This window comes from Streptomyces sp. NPDC104367 (assembly GCF_055583825.1).
Map to the genome: position 1 here is coordinate 26,061 of NZ_JBVJND010000049.1, position 13,027 is coordinate 39,087.

Annotated in this window: 22 protein-coding genes; all 22 read left to right on the forward strand. The window is 66.0% G+C overall.

What is annotated here, in order from left to right; translation table 11 throughout:
• Positions 1–27 precede the first annotated feature (27 nt).
• The 22 genes from ACZ619_RS42100 to ACZ619_RS42205 all read left to right on the forward strand — a co-directional run bounded on the left by ACZ619_RS42100 (position 28) and on the right by ACZ619_RS42205 (position 12,884).
• The gene (locus tag ACZ619_RS42100) at positions 28–948 is read left to right on the forward strand and encodes a peptidoglycan-binding domain-containing protein (protein ID WP_469611020.1); all 921 of its coding nucleotides are present in this window, start codon (positions 28–30) and stop codon (positions 946–948) included.
• A 32-nt stretch (positions 949–980) separates the two neighbouring features.
• Entirely contained in the window at positions 981–1,241 is a 261-nt protein-coding gene (locus tag ACZ619_RS42105) for a hypothetical protein (RefSeq protein ID WP_469611022.1), read from the forward strand.
• A 140-nt stretch (positions 1,242–1,381) separates the two neighbouring features.
• Entirely contained in the window at positions 1,382–3,631 is a 2,250-nt protein-coding gene (locus tag ACZ619_RS42110) for a hypothetical protein (protein WP_469611024.1), read from the forward strand.
• An 80-nt stretch (positions 3,632–3,711) separates the two neighbouring features.
• Complete coding sequence (locus tag ACZ619_RS42115) at positions 3,712–4,302, forward strand: deoxynucleotide monophosphate kinase family protein (RefSeq protein ID WP_469611026.1); 591 nt, start codon at positions 3,712–3,714, stop codon at positions 4,300–4,302.
• 12 nt (positions 4,303–4,314) lie between these two features.
• A complete protein-coding gene (locus ACZ619_RS42120; protein ID WP_469611028.1) occupies positions 4,315–4,560 on the forward strand; it encodes a hypothetical protein in 246 nt (81 codons plus the stop codon).
• Between the two features lie 56 nt (positions 4,561–4,616).
• Positions 4,617–5,414: an HNH endonuclease signature motif containing protein gene (locus ACZ619_RS42125; protein WP_469611030.1), complete on the forward strand. Its 798-nt coding sequence runs from the start codon at positions 4,617–4,619 to the stop codon at positions 5,412–5,414.
• A gap of 289 nt (positions 5,415–5,703) precedes the next feature.
• Complete coding sequence (locus ACZ619_RS42130) at positions 5,704–6,333, forward strand: hypothetical protein (RefSeq protein ID WP_469611032.1); 630 nt, start codon at positions 5,704–5,706, stop codon at positions 6,331–6,333.
• 91 nt (positions 6,334–6,424) lie between these two features.
• Complete coding sequence (locus tag ACZ619_RS42135) at positions 6,425–7,189, forward strand: hypothetical protein (protein WP_469611034.1); 765 nt, start codon at positions 6,425–6,427, stop codon at positions 7,187–7,189.
• A gap of 236 nt (positions 7,190–7,425) precedes the next feature.
• On the forward strand, positions 7,426–8,229 hold the full coding sequence (locus ACZ619_RS42140; protein WP_469611035.1) for a hypothetical protein: 804 nt from the start codon (positions 7,426–7,428) through the stop codon (positions 8,227–8,229).
• Positions 8,226–8,795, forward strand: coding sequence for a hypothetical protein (locus ACZ619_RS42145; protein ID WP_469611037.1), 570 nt, complete (start codon positions 8,226–8,228; stop codon positions 8,793–8,795). The genes ACZ619_RS42140 and ACZ619_RS42145 overlap by 4 nt, the downstream gene beginning before the upstream one ends.
• The gene (locus ACZ619_RS42150; protein WP_469611039.1) at positions 8,792–9,208 is read left to right on the forward strand and encodes a hypothetical protein; all 417 of its coding nucleotides are present in this window, start codon (positions 8,792–8,794) and stop codon (positions 9,206–9,208) included. The genes ACZ619_RS42145 and ACZ619_RS42150 overlap by 4 nt, the downstream gene beginning before the upstream one ends.
• Entirely contained in the window at positions 9,205–9,408 is a 204-nt protein-coding gene (locus ACZ619_RS42155; protein WP_469611041.1) for a hypothetical protein, read from the forward strand. Before ACZ619_RS42150 ends, ACZ619_RS42155 begins: the two co-directional genes overlap by 4 nt.
• The gene (locus ACZ619_RS42160) at positions 9,405–9,614 is read left to right on the forward strand and encodes a hypothetical protein (protein ID WP_469611043.1); all 210 of its coding nucleotides are present in this window, start codon (positions 9,405–9,407) and stop codon (positions 9,612–9,614) included. Before ACZ619_RS42155 ends, ACZ619_RS42160 begins: the two co-directional genes overlap by 4 nt.
• Positions 9,615–9,795: 181 nt before the next feature.
• On the forward strand, positions 9,796–9,978 hold the full coding sequence (locus ACZ619_RS42165) for a hypothetical protein (RefSeq protein WP_469611044.1): 183 nt from the start codon (positions 9,796–9,798) through the stop codon (positions 9,976–9,978).
• Between the two features lie 76 nt (positions 9,979–10,054).
• On the forward strand, positions 10,055–10,660 hold the full coding sequence (locus tag ACZ619_RS42170; protein WP_469611046.1) for a hypothetical protein: 606 nt from the start codon (positions 10,055–10,057) through the stop codon (positions 10,658–10,660).
• Positions 10,657–10,839, forward strand: a complete 183-nt coding sequence (locus ACZ619_RS42175; RefSeq protein WP_469611048.1) for a hypothetical protein — start codon at positions 10,657–10,659, stop codon at positions 10,837–10,839. Before ACZ619_RS42170 ends, ACZ619_RS42175 begins: the two co-directional genes overlap by 4 nt.
• A complete protein-coding gene (locus ACZ619_RS42180) occupies positions 10,833–11,066 on the forward strand; it encodes a hypothetical protein (RefSeq protein WP_469611050.1) in 234 nt (77 codons plus the stop codon). The genes ACZ619_RS42175 and ACZ619_RS42180 overlap by 7 nt, the downstream gene beginning before the upstream one ends.
• Positions 11,063–11,494 (forward strand): hypothetical protein, encoded by a 432-nt coding sequence (locus tag ACZ619_RS42185; RefSeq protein ID WP_469611052.1) that lies wholly within the window; start codon positions 11,063–11,065, stop codon positions 11,492–11,494. The genes ACZ619_RS42180 and ACZ619_RS42185 overlap by 4 nt, the downstream gene beginning before the upstream one ends.
• A gap of 280 nt (positions 11,495–11,774) precedes the next feature.
• Positions 11,775–12,098, forward strand: a complete 324-nt coding sequence (locus ACZ619_RS42190) for a hypothetical protein (protein ID WP_469611054.1) — start codon at positions 11,775–11,777, stop codon at positions 12,096–12,098.
• Positions 12,095–12,277 carry a hypothetical protein gene (locus ACZ619_RS42195; protein WP_469611056.1) on the forward strand — a complete coding sequence of 61 codons (183 nt, stop codon included), beginning with the start codon at positions 12,095–12,097 and terminating at the stop codon, positions 12,275–12,277. The genes ACZ619_RS42190 and ACZ619_RS42195 overlap by 4 nt, the downstream gene beginning before the upstream one ends.
• Positions 12,274–12,573 (forward strand): hypothetical protein, encoded by a 300-nt coding sequence (locus ACZ619_RS42200; protein WP_469611058.1) that lies wholly within the window; start codon positions 12,274–12,276, stop codon positions 12,571–12,573. The genes ACZ619_RS42195 and ACZ619_RS42200 overlap by 4 nt, the downstream gene beginning before the upstream one ends.
• Complete coding sequence (locus ACZ619_RS42205) at positions 12,570–12,884, forward strand: hypothetical protein (protein WP_469611060.1); 315 nt, start codon at positions 12,570–12,572, stop codon at positions 12,882–12,884. The genes ACZ619_RS42200 and ACZ619_RS42205 overlap by 4 nt, the downstream gene beginning before the upstream one ends.
• The last annotated feature ends 143 nt before the right edge of the window (positions 12,885–13,027 follow it).

A 13,027-nucleotide genomic window follows, 5' to 3' on the forward strand; every position in this document is an offset into this window, starting at 1 on the left:
ACGCCTCGCAACAGCGGGGCGTTTTCCATGCCCTGGAGGGGACCACACATGTCTGAGATCTGGCTCAAGGAAGCGGAGCGACTGGGTGACGGCAGCATCGGCGGGGCGATGGACACGCCATCGAAGCCGGCTCGCGTCGTCTGGCACACCACGGAGAGCGGGGCGGGGGACGCTGCGTTCAAGGCCGTTGGCGCGTACCTGATACAGGAGGGCTACGAGCCCCACTTCCTCTACGACCCCACGACCGACCGAATCGGCCAGTTCGGTCCGATGAACCAGAGTGCCCGCGCCCTCCAGAACGACGGGTCGACGAGGACGAACCGCACGGGTGCCGCGTGTATCCAGATCGAAGTCCTCGGTCGGGCTGCGTCCCCCTTCACCTCGACGTGGAAGCCCGGTCCCAACTTCAAGGCGCTCATGCGGGCGATCCGGTCGTGGGGCGTCCCCGACGTCTTCCCGGAGCACCTGGCGAAGAACGCCGCGGACTGCCTCCGTGACAGGTCGACGTGGCTGACCACGTCTGGCCACTACGGGCACTGCAACGTTCCGGGCAACTCGCACTGGGACCCCGGTTCCATCGACACCACGGTGCTCTTCGCTGCGGCTCCGGTGACGTCGGCGACCACGCCCACCACGCCGGCCACCGGGACGACGACGAAGCCGTCTGTCTCCCTGGCCCACCTCCTGACGGCCCGCAAGAAGGACATCCCCGCCACGACGGGCCACACGACCTACAAGGCGGAAGTCCTGATCATTGAGAAGGCGCTCGTCGCTGAGGGCCTTCTCGCCTCGAAGTACGCCGACGGGTCCTGGGGGACCAAGACGGACTCCGCGTACAAGGCATGGCAGAAGCGATGCGGCTACACCGGAACGGGTGCGGACGGTATCCCCGGCTCCGCGTCCCTCGCGAAGCTCGCGGCCAAGCACGGTTTCACGGCGAAGGCGTGAGCCCTGAAGTAGTCGTCTCCCTGGTCACGGCTGTGTCAGTCATCGGCGCAGCCGTGATCGGTGCCATCCCTGCTTTCGCCTCGCTCCGTCGCCACACGGTGGCGGAGGGGGCGGCGACCAGGGAGGCCCTGGAAGGCATCTCGACCGCCCTCCACACGCGCATTGACGACGTGCGCGACGACATTGACGGCGTCCGCGAGGACGTCGCGCGGGTGCGCGAGTGGCAGGCCGGCCACGACGCGGAGCACGTCCTGATCGATCACCAGCGCCCACCGAGAGGCGACACCCCATGACCATGCCCGCGGGCATCGCAACCGTCACCCTGACGGGCCGCTACATCAAGCCGGACGGGACCCCCTTCGCCGGCAAGGTCGCCTTCGCGGCTCCGGAGTCCATCCGCCTCCCCGATGCAGACACGACGGCCGGCGGATCGGTGGAGGTCACCCTCGACACCGAAGGCGCCTTCTCCGTCATCCTCGTCGCGACGGACAACACCGACGCGCGGCCCACGAACTTCACGTACTCCGTGACGGAGACGCTGATCGGCGTCGCCTCGCGCACCTACTACATAGCCCTTCCGCAGGCGACAGGCACTGTCAATCTGGCCGACATCGCGCCGGCCGCACAGTCCGACGGGGACTACCTGTTGGTCGCCGGCCCCGCAGGGCGGACGATCATCTCCGGCACGGCGGCGCCTGCGGGATCCGACGGCACTGACGGTGACTACTTCCTCGACCATGTCTCCTGGACCATCTACGGCCCGAAGGCTGGAGGCGCCTGGCCCGCAGGCCACTCCCTGGGGTCCGGCGGAGCCGTGGCGAGCGTCAACGGGAAGACGGGGACGGTCGTCCTGGCCGTCGCTGACATCTCCGGCGCTGCCTCGACGTCGAGCGTGACCTCCGCTGTCACGTCGGCGATCACCTCCGAGGTGACGAGGGCGGACGGAGCGTACCTGGCGAAGGAAGGCAACCTCTCCGACCTGACGGACAAGGCCCTGGCCCGTGCCAACCTCGACGTCACGCCGGCCACGATCGGCGCGCTGACGGCAGCGACGGCCGCGAGCACCTACGCGACCCTCGCGAAGGCCGACACGGGTGACTGGCTGTTCAACGTCAAGTCGGCATACAGCGCCAAGGGTGACGGCAAGGTCCGCACCGACGGCGCCATGACGTCCGGATCCGCGGTGCTCACCTGCGCTACGTCGACACCGTTCTCCTCCTCTGACGTCGGTAAGATCGTCATGGTGAAGGGTGCCGGCGCGACTGGCGTCACGACCTTGACGGGGACGATCGCCGGCTTCACCGATACCGGGCACGTCACCCTCTCCGTCACTGCCTCGACGACGGTCTCCTCCGCGGTTGTCATGTGGGCGACGGACGACACGGCGGCGATCCAGAACGCCATCACGGACGCCGTCACGTGGGCGCAGGCGAACGGTGGCCAGGCGCGCGTGTTCATCCCCGCGTCCGCCGGCTTCTACGGCATCGGCGGAGCACTCGTCACGGGCGGGACGACGAAGGGCAATGCCCAGCTCACCATCCCGATCGTCGCATCGACGGGGCGGAAGGTCTCGCTGACGATCGAGGGCGCGTCGAACGGCTCAGCCCTCCAGCACTGGGAGCAGACGGTTCCGCAGACGGCGGGGTCCTGCCTCGTCAGCTTCGGCGTCCACGCAGGTATCAGTGCGCAGAACACTTCGATCTCCGCGGCTGGCAATTCGTGTGTCATCGGCGGGCCGGCGCAGCCTGGAGGCTACGGAGTCTCGCCCGGCGTTTTCTCCAACATGCTGATCACGCTGAAGGGTCTGTCGATCCTGACGGCGTACAGCCTCTACGGCCTGACGTACACCGCCTTCGACTTCAGCGGGATCGCGAACGCCCATGTGGAGGACGTGGCGTACGGAGCGACGGGCGTCGTGCCCAACAACGACTTCGCCTCGGTCAACCAGTTCGCCAACGGCCTGTCGATCGGTGCTCTTATGCCGGCGAACGGGAACAACGACTACTGCGTCGTTCGGAACGTCACCTGCCACGGCGGCTACACGTACGGCTTCTACGCCACCGAACACACGACGATGGTGGACAGCCGGATCCTGTACTGCTGGAGCGGCTTCTGTGCCGTCGGCCTGTACTTCGGGTCCGTCGGAGCCACCCACGCCATCAAGGCGTCTCAGCTCAGCGTGGAGGCGTGCACGAACAACATCCTGATCGTAGGCGTCGGATCGGGAGGCATCGGCCCCTTCCTCGACATCGACCAGCTCGACACCGAGACGAGTGCCCCCGCCCTGGCCGACACGACGTCAGGCACTGGCCTTGCGGCAGCCCTGGGGACGATCAAGCTCACCGGCCTCTACACCATCGCCAACCTGACGACCGGCGGGAAGCCGACCGGCCTGCGCATCGTCGACGGTCAGAACCCGGAAGGCGTCCGGATCCTGAGCGGAGCGACGACCGTACGCCTGACGGATCGAGTCCTGATCTGCAACACGGCATCTGCCTTCACCGCCACCCTTGTCGGCGCCGGCAACACGGCGTGCGTCTACCGCTTCAAGAACAACGGCGCCAACACGCTGACGATCGCTGCTGCCGGCTCCGAGACCGTCGATGGCAGCGCGACGAAGACAGTGGCGGCAGGGGCATCGGTCACCCTCGTCCCCTCCGGTGGTGCCTGGTACTCCGTCTGAAAAAGTCGGACCCACACTGATACATCTGCCCCTCTGCGCCCCATTACGTAGATACAGAACCGCAGAGGGAAGAGGGACGGATGAATCTCGGCATCATCGGGCGGGCCCGACACGGCAAGGACACGGCGGGCGCCTGGTTCACCGAGCAGCGCGGATACCGGCGCCTCGCCTTCGCGGACGCGCTGAAGGACGCGGCGCTGAGGGTGGACCCCGCCATCTACACGGGCGGGTATGGGGACACGCATTGGGATCTTTCCTTCATCCTTGAAAGCTTCGGCGGGTGGGAAGGCGCCAAGGCGTCGTTCCCTGACACCCGCCGCTTCCTCCAGGAGTTCGGGGCCTCGATGCGCAGCGTCGACCCCGAGGTCTGGATCCGTCCCGTCCTGCGCCAGGCGATCGAGCTGAACGAGATCGGTAAGCCCGTCGTCATCACCGACGTCCGCTATCCCAACGAGGCGGCCTCCCTCGTCCGCGCCGGCTTCAAGCTCCTCCACATCGACCGCCCCGGTATCCCCGACCTCGACCACGAGTCGGAGGGGGCACTCGGGGCGGAAGATGCGCACTACATGGTGCAGAACGACGGCACCATCAACGACCTCCACGCCCGTCTCGACGTCATTTACGACGAGGTGTGGCAGCTGGAGTCGGCACGCCAGGCATTCCGCCACTGACGAAAGGCACTCATGGAGCACGTTCTGACATACCTGAAGACCCTCGCGACCCGTGGCAAGTACCTCTTCCTCACCTTCGCCAAGGCTGAGCCTGTCCGCCTGCGCGCGGCCCTGACGTCGGTGGTCCTCCTTGCCGGCGTCTACATCCCGTCCCTGGCAGACCACAACCTGGCGGGGCAGGTGGGCGGCATACTGGCCGTCGTCCTCCCGCTCGCCGTCGGTGAGTCGGCGCGCAGCAAGGTGACGCCGACGAAGTAGTACCTGAGCCCCCTGTGTCTTCGGACGCAGGGGGCTTTTGGCGTAGGAGGAGAGACATGGATCTGAGTGACGCGAAGGTTCGGCGGAGGGTCAACAAGGCGTTTCGGGAGCGGGGCGTCGAGGCGAAGGTGTGTGGGAAGTGCTTCGCGGTGAAGGGGCACGGGGCGTTTCACACTGCGTCTAAGGCAAAGGATGGGCGGACACCGACATGCAAGTCATGCGTACAGGCGTACCGACACCAGTGGTACGAAGCAAACAAGGAGCATGTAACTGAAACCGTGCGTGCGTGGAGATCACGAAACGCGGAGAAGGTAGTCGCCGACACGCGCGCGTGGTACGAGGCTAACCGGGATCGTAGAGCAGAGACCAACCGGGCCTGGCACGCCGCCAACCGGGACAGGAAATCCGCCACGGGCCGCGCGTGGAGAGAGGCTAACCGGGGACGTCGAGAGGAGACCAACCGACGGTGGCGCGCCGGGAACCCAGACAGAGTGCGTGGGTACTGGCAAAGACGACGAGCCACCATCGCAAACGCTACCGTCGCCCCATTCTCAGCACGCGACCTCCGTCACGACTGGGAAGATCACGACCTCTACGCGTGCTTCTTCTGTGGCGGCTCCCTCGTCGACGGCTACGAGATCGAGCACTTCTACGCCCTGAGCAACGATGGCCCCCACGCCCTCGTCAACCTCGTCCCCGCCTGCATGCCCTGTAACCGAGGAGTGGGCGGCAAGGGCACGAAGGAGCCATGGGGCTACCTCCGCGAGGCCCACGAGCAACAGGGCATCAACCTGGAGGCCGTACAGGCGGGGATAGAGGCCGCCGTAGCGCACCGTCGACGACGTAAGGCATGACCGTGTCACGCCTTACTGTTACTAGTGGGAGGGGTGTGTGCGGTCGACCCCAACTCATCCGCGACGCTGCGGAGCCCCTCCCCACCGCCTGTGACTCTAGGCACAAAGATACCGGTTAGTCGGCTTCGGTAGGGTTCGACGAACCTCAACAACCCAACCACTGCACCAACAAGCCCCGTCGCCCGAAATGGGTGGCGGGGCTTTTTGCGTTTCAGGGGCAACGCAAAACGACTGACGTGGCTGATTAGCGTGACGTGGAGGAGGCATCGGGCGACCTATACTCCGGCGCATGCCGACCTCACCCGGCTCTCTACTGGCAGCGCTGGAGACCCTCTGGGGCCATCTCCGCGTCGATGTGGCGGAGCTACCACCTGTACGACCTATTACGTCCCCGACGTCGGGGACGCCTAATCACGGCCATGACCGATGGGGGACAGAAGCTGACGGGACCGTCACGGGACTGATCGTCTCAGCGGACGAACTCAGAGAGGGGCCAGAGGCAGTCGTCGTCTCCGTCCTCCACTCTGCCGCGCACATCCTGAACTGGAAGCGAGGCATCACGGACACGACCACCCGTGGCGCCTACCACACACAAGCTTTCCTGACGGCCGCGGAGGAGGTAGGGCTGACGTGGCCGGTCTCCGCGGAGAGATCGAAGACAAGGGGCTTCATCGGCGTCGTCCTGAGCGACGCCGCGAAGACTCGCCACGTCGACGACATTGCCGCCTTAGACCGCATCATCCCCGAAGCTCTCCCCCACCTTGAGCTGCCCGGAACGTCGAAGCGAAGTAGCACTCCGAGCCGCCTCACCATGGCGTGCGAGTGCGTTCCCGCCCGGACCTTCCGCATCTCCAAGACAGTCGAAGCCACAGGACCCATCATCTGCGGTGTGTGTGTGAAACCCTTCACAACTAAGTGATCAAGTAGCGGTACCGTGAGGTAAGGTCTACCAAAGGACAGTGCTTCACGGTACTCTGCGGCTGACAGCCGTGCGTCTTCGAGAGGTCAAGATGAGCCCGAAGGACGTCGCCCGACGTGGGAACGACGCATCAGTGGTGCATGTCGACGTGTCGCACCTGACCACCCTCGATCTGAAGGACATCGAGGACGAGTCGGAGACAACACTCGTCGCACGTGGTGCTGCCTACGCCCGTGAGTACGCCCGGATCGAGGACAAGCCGGCAATCCTGGCAGCCAACATCGCCACGGTCGTGATCGCCCTGCGGAAGCGCTTTGAGTGGCAGATCACGCAGGAGTACCGGGATCAGGTCTCCGCGATGTACGAATCATCCGGCGTCACAGGTGACCAGCTGAAGCGCCTGAAGGGCAACGTGCGTTACCACGTGGGCAACCAGGCGCGTCGCTACCTGACGCCACGTGAACTCCGTGCCCTGGGGCTCGACGATGACTCCCCGCTGGAGAAGCAGAGGGACCGACGAGCGACCACCTCGACGATCCTGCGGGCCGTAGCCGTGTCCGCAGCTGCCGCGGAGTCCTCTCCGACCACGCCGGCCAAGAAGCCAGCAGGGAGGGCGAGCAAGGCCGCACCTGACGTCGTCAAGCCGCGCAGTGCCGGCCTGGAGGTCCGGGCGACGGCCGATCACCTCCGCCTCGCCCACGTCGCGGTGACCCTGCTGGGGCAGATGGATACCGCCGTGATCGACGAGACGATGACGGACGGGCAGCGTGCCAAACTCGACGAGGAGCTTGCGGCCCTGGAGAGTCAGCTCCGGAAGCTGCGTCGCCACCTGAAAAGGGCCAGGTCAGAGGACTGATCGCCCTCCACGTCGACCAGCCTCCCCGTCCTCCCGGCGCTCCAAAACGACAAACTAACCCCTTATTTCTAACCCTCTAAGACGCGTCTAGAGAGAAAGGAAAACAGGGGTCAGTCTGTCGGTTTGTGCACGGTCTGACGGCGGGGGAGGACGACGGAAAAAATCTTGAAGTCGACTGATACATCTGACCTCTGGCGCCCCATTACCTAGGTGTAGGGACGACACAGGGAGGCCGGATGGGCGGCGTATCAACGATCAAGCGAGGCGGCAGCAGGTTCTACATCGACCCGGGAGACGGCGACGTCAAGGTCCCGGGTGTGACGAGCGTCGGCGGCATGCTGCCGAAGGACTTCCTCACGTTCTGGGCGGCGAAGGAGTCCGCGGAGGCGGCCGTCAACAACTGGGACATCGTCTCCCAGCTGATCGAGCGTGACCCGAAGGGCGCCATCGACTACCTCAAGAGCGCGCACCGACGGAAGACAAAGGCCGCGACGGACCTGGGGTCGGCCGCGCACGACTACTTCGAGCGACTGGCGCGGGGTGAGGTGGTCCAGGACCGGCACGTCCACATGGACGTCAAGCCTCACGTCCGATGGTTCCGTGAGTTCCTCACGGAGCTCCAGCCGAAGTTTCTGTACCTGGAGGAGACCGTCTGGAGCGACACCCACAAGTACGCCGGCAGCTTCGACGCCGTGGCGGAGATCGAGGGGGAGACGGTTCTCCTCGACTGGAAGACGTCGGCCAAGGTCTACGACTCCGTGGCGCTCCAGCTCTCCGCCTACCGCTACGCGGACCGCATCATCCTGGCGGACTCCGGTGAGTCCGTCGACGTCCCTGCGATGGCCGGCGGGGCGGTGCTCCACGTGCGTCCGGAGGGCTGGTCGCTCGTCCCGGTGAAGTGCGACGAGGAGATCTATGCGCACTTCCTCAGCCTTCGCCACACCTTCGACTGGGAGACCGTGCTGAAGAAGAAGGTCGTCGGTAAGCCGATCGCGGCCGGCGGGGAGTTCGTCACGGGGACGCAGCGGAGGGCGGCGTGAGGGCGTTCGCGGAACTTTCGAAGGCGTTCGAGGACGCCCGCAAGCCGATCTTCGAACTCCGTGGGGACTACGTGTTGCCGGCGTATCGCGTCATCGACTTGACTCGGGAGCTGGAAGCCGCAGCCGTCAAAGCGGTGAACGCCGAGAACGAGCGGGGAGGCCAGGCACGCAACGTCGTCGCCGACGTTGCCCGCGCTCTGGGCGTCGACATCGACGAAGGCGACGGGCACCGCTGGGACCCGGACCACATGGCACGGGTCGTCGACGGAGCACAGCGTCTCTCCGACGACAGGGACCACTGGGAGCGGGAGGCGGAGAACAACAGCAAGGAGGCGGAGCTCTGGAAGTCCTTGGCACAGCGTCAGGACGACACGGCCCCCCTGCGCGCGCAGCTCCGTGCCGCCGAGCGTGAGCGCGACCACTGGAAGTCTCGCTACGAGGGTGCGCAGGCCAACGCGGAGTACGTGCGGGATCAGTACACGGCGCCGGACGAGGTCGAGCAGATGAAGGCCGCCATCATTCGGCAGGCCCGGGAGATATCACTGTTGAGTGGGGAGGCGGCATGAGCGACGTGAAGCGTGCGTACCTGGTGACGTCCGGCGCGTACAGCGACTACTCCGTACATCAGGTGTTCAGCCACAAGCGGGCCGCTGAGCGGTTCCGGGACCGCATCAACGGCGGCAAGAGTTCGAGCTACGACTCAGCCCGCGTGGAGACGTTCCGTGTGCGTGATCGGGAGTGGGAGCCCACGCAGTGGATGGGCCGGTCGACGGTTGTCAGCTCAGTCGACGGCGAAGTCCTGGAGACGAGCGACCGAAGCTACCTGGACTCCGACGGTTCGCACACCGGGAAGTCGCAGACCACGGCCCGTGAGTCCATCGGGAAGTGGGAGATCTACACGCACGGCGACGCAGAGCGGGTACCGCAGGCACACGCGGACGCCGTGGCTGCGAAGAGGGCGGAGGTGCTCGGGCTGTGAGCGCAACGGCGACGGTCATTCTCTTCAAGCCCTCCGGCAAGTACTACACGGAGGAGGAGTGGAGGATCCCTGACAGGGCGATCGGGCCGTACGACATGCAGCGCAGCCCCGACTTCCGCCGCATCAGCGGAGGCGCGGTACTCGTCGACACGCAAGAGCCGTGGGGCTTCCCCCACCTGTTCCCGGGAGAGAGCGAATGACACAGCAGACCAACGGCGGAAAGCTCATCGTCACGTGCACGGGAGCTCTGGCCGTCCTCCTCTTCGAGGCGTGGCTCCTCATGCTCGTCGTGGGAGCCGTCCACAGCGTCTTCCTGGCCGTGCCGGCGATCGGCTACGGGACGGCCATCCTGTTCGTCATCGGACTGAACATGGTCATCGGCTACCTGCGGAAGCTGTTCCGCTAGCACCAGTCACACACGCGGGGCGTCCACATCGGGCGCCCCGCTTCGCACGCACACAGGAGGAGAGCAGCGTGAGTCGACTTGCGTTACCCGCCTTACGCGCCACCGACGAGGAGCGGTCGCCCGACTGGTGCCACCGCCACGGATGCCATCGGTCCCAGTGCCCGCAGGAGTAGGAGGAGAGATGACCCTCGAAGAGCACGCCCGCGCCATCGAGGCAGCGATTCAGGCTGCTGCGGCGGACGGGTGCTTCCTCGACAACGGACAAGGCCTGTCGCCCGGACGTATGGACCTCAACAAGGTCGACCGATTCGGCGACCCGGATGACTGGGTGGAGCTCTCACTCCCTCGCAGCCCACTCGACTGACGCGAATCACACACGCACCACCACAGCCCCCGGCCGCTACGGCGCCGGGGGCTTTCGGCGTAGGAGAGGAGATCGAATGTATCTGTTCAGCCGCATGCACACGCTCAATGAGCACCTGTCCCACTCGGGACGCAGCGCGATCACTGTGGGTGCCACGCACAAGAAGCCCGTCAGCGACACCGTCTTGGTCAACGTATTCCACCCGACCACGGGAAGCGGACGCACGTTCCTGCTCACCCGGGACGAGGTGAAGGAACTCCACGATGTCCTGACGAAGTGGCTCGCGGAGGGCTGGGCCGGCTTCGTTGACGGAGCCCCGGCTCCGGGGCGCGGCTACCCCACCCCGGACGGCACGGTCACCGAAGCCGAGTCTGTCTGGGAAGCGCACGAGCGACGCCGTGCGGAGGAGGCGGACCGGCAGCGGAAGCGGGAAGAGGCCTTCGCCAGCACCTACGCCTCATGGTCCCGCGACGAGTTGGTAGCCGAGATCAAGCTTCTGAAGTGGAACAAGGAGCACGCGGAGCGTGGGGAACTTGTGTGGCGCGGCATCGCGGAGCGCGAGGAGAAGCGCGTCCGTGACCTGTACGCACGTCTCCGCGCGGCCCTGGCCGGTAAGCGCACCGCCTCCGTCGACGACCTGAACGCAGCTCTCAAGGAGCCGGAAGAGGAGACCCCCGAATGATCAACGGCGGACGAACCATCCACACGGCCGACGGCTCGACGGTGAGCATCCGTCCCATCGGCCTGGAGTACGACCTCGAAACCCGGAACGCCGTGGGGGAGTGCATTGCCACGGTGCGGATGAACGGCGACGACCTGTCCGCGCTGATCAAGGAAGCGGAGGAGGTGCAGGCGTGGTGACGAAGCGCGAGAAGCTCACGACCACGCTGACCAACCTTCTCGCCCGGACGTACCCGGGGCGCGAGGAGTCGCATCGGGCGGTTGCGGAGCGCCTCGTCGACGAGGCGTTGGCAGAAAACACGGTCGACCTGGCACAGCGTCAGCGTGCGTTCTTCGGTGATGTCTCGTCGCAGGGCAATGACGGCAACTGGTACGGGATGTCTGACTGGCTGACGGAGGCCCCGTGATGCACATCGGACGATCCTTCGACGGCCCCGGACACATCGAAGCCACGTGCCCGTGCGACCTTGCTCCGTGCGGCCTCGTCGACACGAACAACGTCAGCGACAAGTGCGATCAGCATCCGCCTGCTGCGTGCAAGACGATGCGCACGGGCCACGCTGCTGAGGACTGCCCGGAGCTGGGGCGCGATGTTGTGGTGGCACTGGCCGGCGTGCTGGGGGCTCGACAGGCCATCATCGACGCCGCGTGTGAGGAGCCGGAAGGGTTCCACTCCATGGCGCTGCTCGACGCAATCGACGACCACCACCGGGCCGTGTCGCACCTGAACGCGGAGACGATCCGCAACTCCGAGCGGCTCCGTTCCTACACCGACGACCACATGGGTGATTGCAACGAGGCAGCCGACGAGATTGATCCGGGGGTGACGACATGAGCGCATGGGCGGAGCTCGTCAACCACGACGGCTCTGACGAATGGCTGGAGCTGTGCAACCGTGCGTTGCTGGAGGTGCAGCGGGAGACGTCGCGGCGGAACGCAGCGAAGATCCGCGAGGAGACCGCGCGGCGGAACCTCATTCGTGAGGAGCACGCAGCGGCATGGGAAGCAGGCCTTCACCGTGGGGCCGACGTTATCGCCCCTCGCTGCCAGGGGTGCGGCGAACCACTCTACGACGGTCAGCCGCACGGATACAACGCGGGATACGGAGGGTGCGTATGAGGTACGTCGACAAGGACGGCGATACCTGGGAGGACACCGACGACGGCCGGATTCGCATCGTGGCCGGTGATCCGACCGTCGTCGGGACTTCTGCGTCCCTGGAGACGGCGGAGGAGGCTTACGGCCCGCTGGTTCCGGTAGTGGAACTGGCCGACGAGGTTGACGACGACCCCGAACTCCCCACCGTCTCCGACGTCATGTCCCGCGCGGACGTCTTCCACACGGCCCACGCGCTAGTCACTGGCTTGTCCTGGGAGGGTACCGAGAAACCGTCTGTCTACGACGTGCTGAGCGTCGCAAAGTGGCTGGAGGGCGAATGAGCCTGAGTGCCGACACCATCGAGCATCTGTCGGTTGTCCAGGAGGGTGCGTGCTTCATCGGTCGGGACCGGGACGGCAAGCTCCTGATTCCCAATGAGCTTGCGCGATTCCTGTCGGCGCTGACGGCGGACATCGCGCGCCTGGAGAAGCGAGTCACAGAGCTGGAGGAGGCCGCATGAGCATGGCCGACCTCGTCTCCGCCGGCGCCCCGGAGCTGCCAGAGGGATGGTTCTACCGCGTCTGCTCTGATGGTTTCGGTGGTTTGGAGGTGGAAGTTCGGGAGCGCCGGAAGCGCTTCGGCTCACGTCAGCACTCCAACGCACTGGTGCGAGAGGACGAGCCGGACGGGCTGACGGCCATCGTCGCCGCCTGCCATCACGCGGTTTGGCGGATGGAGAAAGAGATCGAGCACCGTCGACGCCTCCAGGGCGCAGCAGTGTATCTCGGAGACCACGACCCGAAGGGCGGGCGATGACCTACACCCTCGCCGACGCCATCCGCGACGACTTCGACCGCCGGCACCCGGGAAACCGCGGGGTCCTCAAGTGCACCACGTGCTACCGGCGCAAGGACCGTGGGGAGTTCCGGGAAACGCCCTGGCACGGCCGTGCAGCCTCGTGCAAGCGGTGCGAGGGGGTCGCGTGGATGGTCGTCCGCTATGAGGAACTCCTCTGGAGGCTGGAGCAGGAGCGGGAGAAAACTCGGATGCTCCGCCGGCACATCATGCGGACGCCATACCGGCTCTTTCCGCAACGCTACGTACTCGGCGTGGACCAGCGTCAATGAACGGGCCCACGTGGGTTTACCGGGTGAAGGTCTACCGCCCGCGACCGCCAGGAGACGCACGCATCGACGTTCAGTACTTCGTCGGCGACCGGGACGGAGCGGTACGCGCATACCGCTCCGCCCGTGCGGAGGGGCTCGGTGCG

Excerpts from the sequence above, each read along its gene's own strand:
- ACZ619_RS42100 (WP_469611020.1), top strand. The coding sequence starts at position 28 with ATGCCCTGGAGGGGACCACACATGTCTGAGATCTGGCTCAAGGAAGCG.
- ACZ619_RS42115 (WP_469611026.1), top strand. The coding sequence starts at position 3,712 with ATGAATCTCGGCATCATCGGGCGGGCCCGACACGGCAAGGACACGGCG.
- ACZ619_RS42120 (WP_469611028.1), top strand. The coding sequence starts at position 4,315 with ATGGAGCACGTTCTGACATACCTGAAGACCCTCGCGACCCGTGGCAAG.
- ACZ619_RS42125 (WP_469611030.1), top strand. The coding sequence starts at position 4,617 with ATGGATCTGAGTGACGCGAAGGTTCGGCGGAGGGTCAACAAGGCGTTT.
- ACZ619_RS42130 (WP_469611032.1), top strand. The coding sequence starts at position 5,704 with ATGCCGACCTCACCCGGCTCTCTACTGGCAGCGCTGGAGACCCTCTGG.
- ACZ619_RS42135 (WP_469611034.1), top strand. The coding sequence starts at position 6,425 with ATGAGCCCGAAGGACGTCGCCCGACGTGGGAACGACGCATCAGTGGTG.
- ACZ619_RS42140 (WP_469611035.1), top strand. The coding sequence starts at position 7,426 with ATGGGCGGCGTATCAACGATCAAGCGAGGCGGCAGCAGGTTCTACATC.
- ACZ619_RS42150 (WP_469611039.1), top strand. The coding sequence starts at position 8,792 with ATGAGCGACGTGAAGCGTGCGTACCTGGTGACGTCCGGCGCGTACAGC.
- ACZ619_RS42160 (WP_469611043.1), top strand. The coding sequence starts at position 9,405 with ATGACACAGCAGACCAACGGCGGAAAGCTCATCGTCACGTGCACGGGA.
- ACZ619_RS42165 (WP_469611044.1), top strand. The coding sequence starts at position 9,796 with ATGACCCTCGAAGAGCACGCCCGCGCCATCGAGGCAGCGATTCAGGCT.
- ACZ619_RS42170 (WP_469611046.1), top strand. The coding sequence starts at position 10,055 with ATGTATCTGTTCAGCCGCATGCACACGCTCAATGAGCACCTGTCCCAC.
- ACZ619_RS42175 (WP_469611048.1), top strand. The coding sequence starts at position 10,657 with ATGATCAACGGCGGACGAACCATCCACACGGCCGACGGCTCGACGGTG.
- ACZ619_RS42190 (WP_469611054.1), top strand. The coding sequence starts at position 11,775 with ATGAGGTACGTCGACAAGGACGGCGATACCTGGGAGGACACCGACGAC.
- ACZ619_RS42195 (WP_469611056.1), top strand. The coding sequence starts at position 12,095 with ATGAGCCTGAGTGCCGACACCATCGAGCATCTGTCGGTTGTCCAGGAG.
- ACZ619_RS42200 (WP_469611058.1), top strand. The coding sequence starts at position 12,274 with ATGAGCATGGCCGACCTCGTCTCCGCCGGCGCCCCGGAGCTGCCAGAG.
- ACZ619_RS42205 (WP_469611060.1), top strand. The coding sequence starts at position 12,570 with ATGACCTACACCCTCGCCGACGCCATCCGCGACGACTTCGACCGCCGG.